A 13,077-nucleotide genomic window follows, 5' to 3' on the forward strand; every position below is an offset into this window, starting at 1 on the left:
GTTGTTTTTCGACTATACTTCATCGCTTCGTATTTGAGCGATCCTCATAGATTCGATCCTATAAATTTCGCGAGAGGTTTCTGTCATGTATCGCAACGCTCGCCGGTGGACTTCGCGCTCACTCCTGATGGATTCGTTGATTCCCCGATGGTTGACGGTCGGCGGAAAGGAAAGGCCGCGCAAGCCTGCCGAAAAACACGCAGATAGCGCTCAACTCGCGGCAGCGGCGCAAACCGTGGATGGAAGCAAGCAGGGCACCCTTGTCGATGATCCCCATAAGGACGCGGCGCTAAACGAGCATGATGCTGGGCAGGGTGCGAATGGCGAGGCGGACGGTCGGGCCGACGACAGCCTCGCAGCGCCGCCTTTGCCGGACGCTTTCACGATCAATCGCGAAATAGGAGAGCGAAGCGGTGATATGGCCCGGTCCGTGCTCTCCGTTCAGACCCCGGGTTTTGTCCATTTCGCGCCTAATGCGGACAGGGTTGCGTTCGGGGCCGCACCGTCCCTTCCGCGCACCTATGCCGGGAGTTCCATAGGCGACGATCCTCTGGCATCGTACCTGCCGCAAGGCTCTGCACCGGCAGCGTCCGGGCAAGCTTCCACTACGGTGGCGGCTGAGCGGTCGCACTCGGGCAATGTCGTCATTCTCGAATCGACGCCGTCGGCGCAGTCGACCGCGCAGCATGCCGGAGCGAATGCGCTGGCGGTTGGCATGCCCTTTGGCGTGTGCGGGTGCGGCTACTATACGTCCCCCATCCGGATGCTGGACTGGGCCCATGGCGGCGCCCTGCTTCAGCAGGATGGTCAGCTGCCGGGAACAAGGCTAACCGAAGGACCGGACTTCGTAGAGACGGCCAAGAAGGCCATCGGAGCCTCGGTCAGCGATCCTCTGCTCGATCGCAGCCTGTCGCCTCTCTCGGGCTGGAATGCAACCGCAAGCTGGACAGGATCAACGGCCCTGGACGGATCGTTGCCAGGCGGCGGAGAGACCGGAAAGGGCACCACGACAAAAGGTGTCGGCGTCCTTTCCGGCTCGGTGACGACGCCACCTCAACCTTCTGCCCAGCGGTCGTTGGCGACACAAGATCTCGCGGCCGCGGCGGCGAGCAACGCGATCGTGCTGGAAAATCAGAAGCAGGGCAATCCGGAGAGCGAGTGGGGCATCGACACTGCCAGCACCAACATCGAGGGGTTTGCGACCGACATCAGCGTCGACAACGGCAAGACGATCAGCTTCAAGATCAATACCAATTCCACCAACTATCGGATCGATATCTATCGGCTCGGCTATTACGGCGGCATGGGTGCCCGCAAGGTCACGACCATACAGCATACCGGATTGCAGACCCAGCCCAGTCCGCTGCGCAACGCAACAACCGGCACGGTGGATGCCGGCAACTGGGCCGTCTCGGCGTCCTGGACCGTCCCCGACGATTCCGTGTCAGGCGTCTATATCGCCAAGCTCGTGCGTCAGGACGGCACCTTCGGCGAAAATCAAATCCCGTTTATCGTGCGTGACGACGCCAGTCACAGCGATATCGTGTTCCAGACCGCAGACGAGACCTGGCAGGCTTACAACGGTTGGGGTGGCGCGAACTTCTATGGCGGCAACGGCCCTGCGACGGGCCAGGGCGCCGGTCGCGCCTATGCGGTCAGCTACAACAGGCCGATTGCAACGCGCGACGGGGTCGGCACCTATGCCGGCCCGCAGGATTATTTGTTCGGCGCCGAATATGCAGGCATCTATTGGCTGGAACAGAACGGTTATGACGTCTCCTATATGTCGGGCGTCGACGTCGACCGCTATGGAAGTCTGCTGCTCAATCACAAGACCTATATCGATGCCGGGCACGACGAATACTGGTCAGGTCAGCAGAGGACCAATGTCGAAGCCGCACGCGATGCGGGCGTCAATCTGATGTTCTGGAGCGGTAACGAGGTCTACTGGCGTACCCGATGGGGGAATGCCTACAGCGCCGACGGAACACCTTATCGCACTCTGATCTCCTACAAGGAGACATGGGGCCCTCCGGGTACCAGCCTCGATCCTTCCAACGAATGGACAGGCACCTTCCGCGACCCGCGCCTCAGCCCGCCTGCCATCGGCGGCGGCAATCCTGAGAACTCGCTGACCGGTCAATTGTTCAAGGTCGACGACGTCGGCGGCAATCTTGCCGCGATCAAGGTTGGCTATGACGATGCCAACCTGCGCTTCTGGCGCAATACGAGCGTCGCAAACCTCCAGCCCGGCCAGACCGCAACGCTCACCAAGAATTATCTCGGCTACGAGTGGGATGAAGCGCCTGACAATGGCTTCGATCCCGCCGGGCTCGTAAAGCTGTCGTCGACGACGCTGCCGGTCAGCACCTACCTGCTCGACTACGGAAACACGACTGGCAGTGCGACCGCGACCCACAATCTGACCCTCTACCGCGCCCCAAGCGGCGCGCTGGTGTTCGGCGCCGGTACCGTTTATTGGACATGGGGCCTGAGCGATAATCACGATAATGAGGCGACCCCCACCGATCCCCGCGTGCAGCAGGCAATGGTCAATCTGCTTGCCGATATGGGCGTTCAGCCAGGGACGTTGCAATCCGGGCTTACTGCCGCAACCGGTTCCACGGACAATGTTGCTCCGACCTCCGTCATCACGGTGCCTGCCACGGTGACCGCTAATTCAACCGTGACGATTTCAGGCACCGCTGCCGATACGGGTGGCGGGGTCATCGCCAGCGTCGAGGTTTCGACCGACAACGGTGCGAGTTGGCATCCGGCGACCGGCGACGAGAACTGGACCTACACATGGACGCCGGCGATTGCGGGCACCTATACGATCCGGTCGCGGGCGGTGGATGACAGCATCAACCTCGAGACACCCTCGGCGGGGCGCACTGTCACCGTCACCGGACCGACTTTTACATCACTCTTCGGTGGCGCGACGCCGGCGATCGTCAACACCGACGATACCGGAGCCGTCGAGCTCGGGGTCAAATTCCAGTCCTCCGCGGCGGGCACGGTCAGCGGGATCAGGTTTTACAAGAGCAGCCTGGATACGGGCACACATACCGGTTCACTGTGGTCAAGCACGGGTACGCGGCTTGCGACCCTGACGTTCACAAATGAGACCGCCAGCGGCTGGCAGAGCGCTACGTTCTCGAGCCCGGTGACGTTGACCCCCGGGCAGACCTATACGGCATCTTACCATACGAATGTCGGGAATTATTCGACGACCGCCAACTACTTCCTCTCCAACGTGACGAGTGGCCCGCTGACGGCGCCGGCCAGCGGCAACGGCGTCTATAACTATGGCAACAGCGCGTTCCCGACGAACAGCTTCGACCAGACGAACTATTGGGTCGATGTGATGTTCAACCCCTCGAATGCGAACAACACGACACCGACGGCGGTTGCCGATACGGGGGATGCGACCGAGAAGGGCGGTGTGGCCAACGGTTCGGGCGGTGCGGTTGCCAGCGGCAACGTGCTGACCAACGACACCGATCCGGATTCCGGCGACACCAAGACGGTGACCGCAATCAAGTTCGGCGCAACCTCAGGCACGCTGGGCTCGGCGCTGAACGGCACTTATGGCAGTCTGGTGCTCAATGCATCGGGTACCTATACCTATACGATCAACGAGACCAATGCCGCCGTGCAGGCGCTGCGCCTGTCCACCAACACGGTGAGCGATGTCTTCAGCTACACGATGCGCGACACTGCCGGGGCCACCGCCACGGCCAATCTGACCGTCACCATCCATGGCGCCAACGACGCGCCGGTGCTCGCCGTCCAGACGACGACCCAGAACGCTACCGTCGGCTCCGCCTTCTCCTTCGTGGTGCCGACGACGACCTTCACCGATGTCGACAGCAGCGAGACGCTGACCTATTCGGCAACGGCCGCCGATGGCACGGCATTGCCTGCCTGGCTGAGCTTCAACGCCTCGACCCGCACCTTCTCCGGCACGCCGACGGCGGCAGGCAGTTACGGCGTCAAGGTGACGGCAACCGATATCGGCGGCCTCTCGGCCAACGAGACCTTCAACATCACTGCCGCGGCGGGGCCATCGACCTACAGCCTGTTTTCCGCCTCCAGCACGCCGGCCCAGACGAGCCTCAACGACGGCCAGCAGCTCGAACTCGGCGTCAAGTTCACCTCGAGCGTCGCCGGCGACGTGACCGGCATCAAGTTCTACCGCAGCGCCAACGATAACGGCCAGAACGTTGTCGATCTGTGGAGCTCCACCGGGACCAAGCTTGCCACCGCCACATTCGCCGGCACCACCGGAAGCGGCTGGCAGACCGTGAACTTCTCAACACCAGTCACCATCGCAGCCAACACAACCTACGTCGCCTCCTATCACACCACAGGCGCCTATGTGGCAACTGACAGCTTCTTCGCCACTGCGGTCACCAGCGGCCCGCTGACGGCGACAGCCAGTGGCAACGGCCTCTATTCCTATGGGGGATCTGGCACCACGGGTCTCTTCCCGACTAGCACCTACAATTCAGCCAACTATTATGCCGACGTGGTCTTCCGGCCGCAGCTCGTCGCCTGAGCAAAGGAGAAGGTAAGGGACCGGTTTCGAATGAGGCAAATCCAACGAAATTACTGGGCGCGGCGCGGCGCGCTGCGACCGCCTCTATTCAAGGAATGCAGATGAACGGGATCGAACGGCTCCCGGTAACAGTGCTGGCAGGCTTCCTGGGGGCTGGCAAGACGACGCTCCTCAGTCACGTCCTGAATAACCGTCAGGGCCTGCGGGTCGCTGTCATCGTCAACGACATGAGCGAAGTGAACATCGACGCCAGTCTCATCCGCGACGGCGATTGCAACCTGTCACATACGACGGAGGCACTGGTCGAGCTCAGCAACGGCTGCATATGCTGCACCCTGCGAAACGACCTCCTGACGGAAGTGCGACGGCTGGCCGAAGCGGAGCGCTACGATTATCTGTTGATTGAAGGCACCGGCATCGCCGAGCCACGTCCCATTGCGGCGACCTTTTCCTTCCGCGACGAGAACGGCGTCTCCCTCGCCGATTTTGCCAGACTCGACACGATGGTCACCGTGGTCGACGCCGCAAACCTGTTAGCCGACTACAGCAGTGCCGACCTGCTTGCCGACCGCGGCCTGCAGCGCGACGGCGAGGACCGGCGCACACTCATAGACCTGCTGGTGGATCAGATCGAGTTTGCCGATGTTGTCGTCATCAACAAGATCTCGGACGCGACTGAAAAGGTCCGCGCTGAGGTGAGCAAGATCGTGACGTCTCTCAACCCGGATGCGCTCCAGGTGGAGACGGATTTCGGTAAGATTTCGCTTCCAACCGTCCTCGATACAGGTCTCTTCGATGAAGCAAAGGCGGCTGCGCATCCCCTGTGGCACAAGGAATTGTACAGCCCGGATCAGCATGTTCCGGAAACGGAGGAATATGGGGTCTCGAGCTTTGTCTATCGCACCAGGCGTCCCTTCGATCCCATGCGGTTTCGGGCATTCCTGGACGAGCCCTGGCCGGGAGTGTTGCGCGCCAAGGGCCATTTCTGGCTTGCCACGCGCCCGCGTCATGTGGGCCTGATGTCGGCTGCCGGGATCCAGCGGCGCTGCGAGCCGATGGGGCTCTGGTGGGCCGCCGTGCCCCGGCAGGACTGGCCGAGCCACCAGCCGTTTCGTCAGCAGCTCGAGAGCCGCTGGGACAGCGCCTGGGGCGACCGTCGGCAGGAATTGGTTTTTATCGGCGTCGACATGGACGAGACAGGTGTGCGGCGCGCGCTGGACGGATGTCTCGCCAGCGCCGATCCGCGCGACTGGGCCACTCTCGAAGATCCGTTTCCGGCCTGGTAGCACGGGGCGGCGCAGGACAGCGCTCGAGTTGACCGGCTCGACCGGCCGGAGCCGCAAAATAATACGGAATCGGAATTCCCTTTCAAGCAGAGTCAGCCCCTTGGCAGAGCCGTAGGCAGTTTTTGGGGGCCGGCCCGTATGCGGTGAGGGTCATCCTATGGGCGTAGGGGATACCTCCCTCATACCCCGGATTGCTGTCGTACGTTCCCTTAGCAAAGGTGCCAGAATGAACGTCTTGCTACAGCGGTCGAAAGGCCGGCCGATGCGGAAGGGGACGCCGCTGATGCGGAGAATTCATGTGAGTAATCGTGAGTATCTGAGTACATTTGGTGGAGCGTTGAGTATCTGTCGTGCACCCTCTGCCTGGAGCGCAGTCCTTGCCTCCGCGACGGTCGTGTCGTCGAGAAGTACCGATGGTGCCCCGAACTTTGCCAATCAGGGCAGCGCCACCGTCCAATCCTCCTTCACTGCCACGGTCACATCTTCCCTGATATCTTCAGGCGAGATGCAATCGTCTCCGGCACCGTCTACGGCGATGCCGGCGCCTGCTGCCGATGGCGGCGCGCAGGACACGCCCACGAAGACGGCGTCGGTCGCGTCGGTCTTCCAGACGCCTTCCTCCACCTTGCAACGCACCGTGCTTGGCCCGGATCCGGCCGAGGAGGCTGCGACACTGCCTGCCGCCCCCGCGCTGACGGGCGTTACCAGCGATGCCGATACCGGCAGCGCCAAGACGGCGGCGCCGGTCAGCTCTCCCAGCAGTCTGGGCACAACTTCGTTGCGCCTTCAGGCCTCGATAGCATCCATCTCGGTGGAACCGAGCCAGGACGCTTCTGCTGAGACGACCGCAGCCCCGACAGCACTGGCGGCGCCTGCAGCGGCAGCAGTGACACCCAACAAGATCGCGCTCGAAAACCTGAAGCAGGGCAACCCGATCAGCGAATGGGGTCTGGAGGGCGACGGCGGCGGCACCATCCAGGGCTTTGCCACCGAAATCAGCACCAACATCGGCCAAACCGTCGATTTCAAGATCGCCACGGATTCCACCCACTACCGCATCGATATCTATCGCATGGGCTATTATGGCGGGGACGGGGCTCGCAAGGTCGACTCGATCGAGAAATCGCTAACCACGGCGCAGGTCCAGCCGCATCCGATCGTCGATATGTCGCTCGGGCTCATCGATTGCGGCAACTGGTCGGTTTCCGCCAGCTGGCGGATCCCTGCCGATGCCGTCTCCGGCGTCTATTTCGCCAAGCTGGTGCGCGAGGATGGCACCGAGGATGCCAGCATCATTCCCTTCGTCGTGCGCGACGATGCCTCGACCAGCGATATCGTCTTCCAGACGTCCGACACAACCTGGCAGGCCTATAATGCCTGGGGCGGCGCCAGCCTCTATTATGGCCAAGTGCCCGTCGATCCGGCCGACATGATCGGCTACCTGCCGCCGAACTGCAGCTGCGGCCTGACCGCCATCGGCCGCGCCTCGGCCGTCAGCTATAATAGACCGATCATCACCAATACCAGCCCGATCGGCGGCTCGCACGATTACATCTTCGGCGTTGAATCCTCCGCCATCTCGTGGCTGGAGCAGAACGGTTACGACGTTTCCTATATTTCCGGCGTCGATGCGGCGCGCAGCGGCACACTGCTGCTCAACCACGATGCCTATCTCTCCGTCGGCCATGACGAATACTGGTCCGCCGAACAGCGCGCCAATGTCGAGGCCGCCCGCGATGCCGGTGTCAATCTGGCCTTCTGGAGCGGCAACGAGTGCTACTGGAAGGTCCGCTGGGAAAGCAGCATCGACGGCAGCGGCCAGGCCTACCGCACTATGGTCTGCTACAAGGAAACCTGGGGCACGAGCACGGATCCGAGCAACGTCGGCACCGGCACCTGGCGCGATCCGCGCTATGCCGATCCCGGTCAGGAGCCGGAAAATTCGCTGACCGGCACGATGTTCCAGGTGGACAGCTACCGCCAGGATACGATCTCCATTCCCTATGACTATTCCAACCTGCGGTTCTGGCGCAACACGGACGTCTCGCAGACCGAGGAGGGTGGCACTTACAATCTGGTGCAAAACCTGCTCGGCTACGAATGGGATTCCGATGTCGAGAACGGCTTCCGGCCGGATGGGCTCGTCAACCTGTCGCTCTCCTCCGTCTCGGTCGACACTTATCTGCGCGATTATGGCGCGACGATCGGTTCGGCCGTCGCCACCCACAGCCTCACCATGTACCGGGCGGCAAGCGGTGCGCTGGTCTTCGGCGCCGGCACGGTCTTCTGGTCCTGGGGACTCAGCGACAACCATCAGGGCCCGACGACCTCGACCGATCGCAACGTCCAGCAGGCGATGGTCAACATGTTCGCGGATATGGGTATCCAACCGACGACGCTGGATGCGAGCCTGATCCTGGCGACGCAATCGACCGATACGCTGAAGCCGACCTCGTCGATCACATCGCCGATCGTCGGAGCAAGCTTCCTCGAAGGCCAGCATGTGACGATCACCGGCACGGCGCAGGATTTCGGCGGCGGCATCATTGCCGGCGTTGAGGTTTCCACAGATGGCGGCCAGCACTGGTTTAAAGCGACCGGCCGTGAGAGCTGGAACTATAACTGGGTCGTGCAGGCGAGCGGCACCTATACGATCCTGTCGCGCGCCGTCGACGACAGCGTCAACATGGAGGCGCCAGCGGCCGGCAAGCAGGTCACCGTCACCCTGCCGGGTACGCAGGGCCTCTGGACGCTGGCGGACAAGCCCGCGACCGAAGTGGCGATCGATCGCGATTCCGTCGAGCTCGGCCTGCGCTTCCAGACGACGACGGCAGGCTTCGTGGAGGGCATCCGCTTCTACAAGGGCTTTTACAATATCGGCGACCATGCCGTCAGCCTCTGGAGCGCCGACGGAACGTTGCTGGCATCAGGCCTGTCCGTCAATGAATCGCTCTCCGGCTGGCAGACGGTGATGTTCTCCAGCCCGATCCAGATTGCGGCCGGCACGACCTATGTAGCCTCCTATCACAGCAGCGGCTTCTACTCGCTGACGAGCAATTATTTCACCGGCGGCACCTATGCCAGCGGCGGGGTGAAGGCCGTCGATGGCGGCGGCGTCTTCGCCTATGGCACCACTGCCGGGACCTTCCCCGGCCAAAGCCCCGGCACCGGCGCCAATTACTGGGTCGACGTGGTCTTCGATGCCGGCCCCAACAGTGCGCCGGTCGCGACCGACGATCCGGGGCTCACTATCTCCGGCAACGATACCGTCACCATCTCGATCGCCTCGCTTGTCGGAAACGATACGGACCCCAATGGCGATGCGTTGACGATTTCGGCCGTCGGCAATGCCGTCAACGGCACGGTGACGCTCAACAAGCAGAACGGCACCGTCATTTTCACGCCGACCAACAATTATTCGGGGCCGGCAAGCTTCACCTATACGCTATCGGATGGGCGCGGCGGCACGGATCAGGGCAGCGTCAGCCTCACCGTGAATCCGGGGCCTACAGGGGAAACGCTGTTTACATCAAGCGAAGGGCCGGCGGGCGCAAGTTTCAACGACGGCCAGGCGATGGAACTCGGCATGAAGTTCATCGCTTCGTCCAGCGGCATGATTACCGGCATCCGCTACTACAAGGCATCAGGCGATGCCGGGCCCCATACCGGCTCCCTGTGGACGGCGGAGGGGACGCTGGTCGCGACCGTCACCTTCGCCGACAGCGGATTGGTCAACGGCTGGCAGACCGCGACATTCGCCAATGCGGTGCATATAGCGGCCGGCACGACCTATGTCGCCTCCTACAGCACCACAGGCTCCTATGTGGCGACGGCAAACTATTTCACGTCAGCCCATACCAACGGGGCGCTGACGGCGCTCGCCGGCAGTAATGGCGTCTACACGGTCGGAGGCTCGGCATTCCCGACCTCCAGCTACCAGTCGTCGAACTACTGGGTGGATGTCGTCTACAACCAGTCGACAGGCAACGCGGTGCCGGTCGCAGCCAATGACAATGGCTATACGACCTATTCCGACACGGCGCTGTCGATTGCCGCAGCCAGCCTGCTTGCAAACGACACCGATGCCGATGGCGATCCGCTCAACATCACCGGCGTCAATGGTGCGGTCAACGGAACGGTGACCTTCAACAGCCAGACCAAATCAGTCACTTTCACCCCGACGGCGGGTTATACGGGGGCGGCAAGCTTCTCCTATTCGATCTCGGATGGGGTTGGCGGAACAGCCTCGGCCACGGTCAGCCTCACTGTCGGCACGCCCGGCGGCACGACGTCGAGTCTGTTCACCGGCGCAGATACGTCGGGGGTTGCCGCCGCCAATGACGCCAATTCGGTCGAACTCGGGGTCAAGTTCATCGCTTCCGCCAACGGTCAGATCACCGGGCTCACCTATTACAGGAGCGCTCAGGATACGGGCACGCATGTCGGCTCGCTCTGGACCGCGAGTGGTCAGCTTCTGGGCCAGGCGACCTTCATCAACGAGACGGCGAGCGGCTGGCAGACGGTTTCCTTTACCCAACCGATCAACGTGACGGCCGGCACCACCTATGTGGCGAGCTACCATTCGAACGGCTTCTATTCGGCAACGGCAAACTACTTCACGACGGACCATACGAGCGGTGCGCTGACGGCGCCGGCAAGTTCGGTCAGCGGCGGCAACGGCGTCTATGCCTATGGCACAGGCAGCCTGTTCCCGACCTCCTCCTACAACGCCACGAACTACTGGGTGGATGTTCGCTACCAGCAAGGCGCGCAGAACGCGGTTCCGGTCGCCGCCAATGACAGCGGCTTCTCGACCAATACCGGCACGCCGATCACCATCCAGGCCTCGGCACTGCTCTCAAACGATACCGATGGTGATGGCGATGCGCTTGTCATCACCGGCGTCAGCGCCGCGGTCAACGGCTCGGTCGCCTGGAACGCCCAGGCCCAGACGGCAACGTTTACGCCAACCGCGGGCTATTCGGGACCGGCAAGCTTCAGCTACGCGATTTCGGACGGCAAGGGCGGCACGGCCTCGGCGCAGGTTGCGCTCACCATCAACGGCAGCCAGTCGGCAGGACCGGAGCAGAATCTCTTCGCCGCCAACGCGACGCCCTCGGTCGTCTCGGTCAACGACAACCAGCAGGTCAATCTCGGCATGAAATTCCAGGCCGATACCTCAGGCTGGATCACCGGCATCCGCTTTTACAAGGGGGCCGACAATACCGGCTCGCATAACGGCTATCTGTGGACGGCCTCCGGCACTCTGCTCGGCAGCGTCACCTTCAACAATGAGACTGCCAGCGGCTGGCAGACCGCGCAACTCACCCAGCAGATCGCCATCCAGGCGGATACGACCTACGTCGTTTCCTACTCGAGCAACGGCAATTACTCGGCGACCGGCAATTACTTTGCCAGCGACGTGACGAATGGCGATCTCAAGGCGCTCGGCGGCAGCAACGGCGTCTATGCCTATGGCGCGGGCGGGTTGTTCCCGACAGCCAGCTATAACAGCACGAACTACTATGTGGACGTGGCGTTCAAACCGCAGCTCGCGGCGTAAAACCCGCGAGGATGTAAGGCCAAGCATGCTGTAAAGAGTGAGAGTTTCGATGATGGGTGCAGACAACAGATTGCCCGTAACTGTTCTCGCCGGGTTTCTCGGCGCCGGCAAGACGACTGTCCTCAATCATGTCCTGAGCAATCGGGAGGGCCGCCGGGTTGCCGTCATCGTCAACGATATGAGTGAGGTCAACATCGATGCGGATCTCGTGCGCGAGGGGAGTGCAGACCTCTCGCGCACCGACGAGACGCTGGTGGAGCTGACCAATGGATGCATCTGCTGCACCCTGCGCGACGATCTCCTGAGCGAGGTGCGGCGATTGGCAGCCGCCGGCCGTTTCGATTATCTGCTGATCGAGGGCACCGGCATTGCCGAGCCCCTGCCGGTTGCAGCCACCTTCTCCTTCCGCGACGAGAGCGGGGCGGCCCTCTGCGACGTGGCGCGTCTCGACACGATGGTCTGCGTCGTCGATGCGGTCAACTTGCTCGCCGATTACCAGAGCGCCGAGTTTCTTGCCGATCGTGGCGAAAGGCGTGACGGGCATGATGAGCGCAAGCTCGTGGAACTGCTCGTCGAGCAGATCGAATTTTCCGACGTCATCATCATCAACAAGGCAGGCGACGTGTCCTGCGCCGACCTTGCCGAGGTTCGCCGGGTCGTCGCCGCGCTCAATCCGGGGGCTCAAGTCGTCGAGGCGGTCTTCGGCCAGGTGCCGCTTGGCACGATCCTGGATACCGGCCTCTTCAGCGAGGCGAAAGCCGCCCGCCACCCGCTCTGGCACAAGGAACTCTTCGGCTGGGGCGATCATGTGCCGGAGACCGAGGAATACGGCATAAGAAGCTTCGTCTATCGCAGCCGCCGGCCCTTCCACCCCCTGAGGCTCAAGGATTTCCTAGACCGAAAATGGGCGGGCCTCATCCGCGCAAAGGGTCATTTCTGGCTGGCGACGAGGCCCGATGAGATCGGCCTTCTGTCGATTGCCGGCACCCAGTGCCGCATCGAGACCAGGGGGTACTGGTGGGCCTCGGTGCCGCGGGTACAATGGCCGCGCTTTCCGCAGTTCCGCCAGCTCATCGACCGGCATTGGGACGATGTCTGGGGCGACCGCCGCCAGGAGCTCGTCTTCATCGGTTCCGGCTTCGACGAGGAAGCGATCCGCGCCGCTCTCGGTTATTGCCTGATCGGAGAGGAGACGGGTTTCGACCCGCAGACCGCCGTCGGCATTCGCGATCCGTTTCCGGCCTGGCGGCACGGGCATATTCCTGCGCATTCACATAGTTAGAGCGTCTTAAGGAACGTAAAGCGCCCTAAGTGAAGGCGTTTTGATTCATCAACCGGAGGAGAGAACAATGAGCAACGAACTCTATGCAGACGGCATCGGCGAAATCACCATCACCGGAACGATCGTGCGCATCGACCTGATGTCGCTTTCGGCAACCGATCGTGACGCCAACAACAACCCGAAGCCGGTCTTCCGCCAGCGCATCATCATGCCTGTCGATGCTTTCGCCAATGCGGTCGATCTCATGCAGAAGGCACTCGGCGGGCTGGTCGAGGCAGGTGCGGTTCGTCGCGTCGGCGATATGTCGGCGGCTGCCGCTGCCGATATCCAGTCGACGCCGGCCGGCGCTTCGAACGCTTCGCCGAACTTCAACTGATAAAACAAA

6 protein-coding genes are annotated in these 13,077 nt (G+C 62.3%); 5 read left to right on the top strand and 1 reads right to left on the bottom strand.

The genetic code is table 11. The annotated features are described in order from the left end of the window. The first annotated feature begins 85 nt into the window (after positions 1-85). Entirely contained in the window at positions 86-4,561 is a 4,476-nt protein-coding gene (locus tag AMK05_RS24810) for a DUF4082 domain-containing protein (protein ID WP_064841958.1), read from the top strand. A 101-nt stretch (positions 4,562-4,662) separates the two neighbouring features. Beyond that, the gene (locus tag AMK05_RS24815; protein ID WP_064841959.1) at positions 4,663-5,847 is read left to right on the top strand and encodes a GTP-binding protein; all 1,185 of its coding nucleotides are present in this window, start codon (positions 4,663-4,665) and stop codon (positions 5,845-5,847) included. Between the two features lie 435 nt (positions 5,848-6,282). On the opposite strand, the gene AMK05_RS35650 is transcribed toward AMK05_RS24815, so the two are convergent. Further along, positions 6,283-6,618, bottom strand: coding sequence for a hypothetical protein (locus tag AMK05_RS35650; protein ID WP_237352230.1), 336 nt, complete (start codon positions 6,616-6,618; stop codon positions 6,283-6,285). Between the two features lie 40 nt (positions 6,619-6,658). Here AMK05_RS35650 and AMK05_RS24820 point away from each other — a divergent pair, with 40 nt between their 5' ends. The 3 genes from AMK05_RS24820 to AMK05_RS24830 all read left to right on the top strand — a co-directional run bounded on the left by AMK05_RS24820 (position 6,659) and on the right by AMK05_RS24830 (position 13,068). After that, positions 6,659-11,410 (top strand): DUF4082 domain-containing protein, encoded by a 4,752-nt coding sequence (locus AMK05_RS24820; protein ID WP_237352231.1) that lies wholly within the window; start codon positions 6,659-6,661, stop codon positions 11,408-11,410. Between the two features lie 49 nt (positions 11,411-11,459). Continuing rightward, positions 11,460-12,692, top strand: coding sequence for a GTP-binding protein (locus AMK05_RS24825; RefSeq protein ID WP_064841961.1), 1,233 nt, complete (start codon positions 11,460-11,462; stop codon positions 12,690-12,692). Positions 12,693-12,759: 67 nt separating this feature from the next. Continuing rightward, entirely contained in the window at positions 12,760-13,068 is a 309-nt protein-coding gene (locus tag AMK05_RS24830; protein WP_064841962.1) for a hypothetical protein, read from the top strand. The last annotated feature ends 9 nt before the right edge of the window (positions 13,069-13,077 follow it).

This window comes from Rhizobium sp. N324 (assembly GCF_001664485.1).
Lineage (GTDB): Bacteria > Pseudomonadota > Alphaproteobacteria > Rhizobiales > Rhizobiaceae > Rhizobium.

Bases quoted from the DNA above. Each gene is read 5' to 3' on its own strand.
- AMK05_RS24810 (WP_064841958.1), top strand. From the start codon at position 86: ATGTATCGCAACGCTCGCCGGTGGACTTCGCGCTCACTCCTGATGGAT.
- AMK05_RS24815 (WP_064841959.1), top strand. From the start codon at position 4,663: ATGAACGGGATCGAACGGCTCCCGGTAACAGTGCTGGCAGGCTTCCTG.
- AMK05_RS24825 (WP_064841961.1), top strand. From the start codon at position 11,460: ATGATGGGTGCAGACAACAGATTGCCCGTAACTGTTCTCGCCGGGTTT.
- AMK05_RS24830 (WP_064841962.1), top strand. From the start codon at position 12,760: ATGAGCAACGAACTCTATGCAGACGGCATCGGCGAAATCACCATCACC.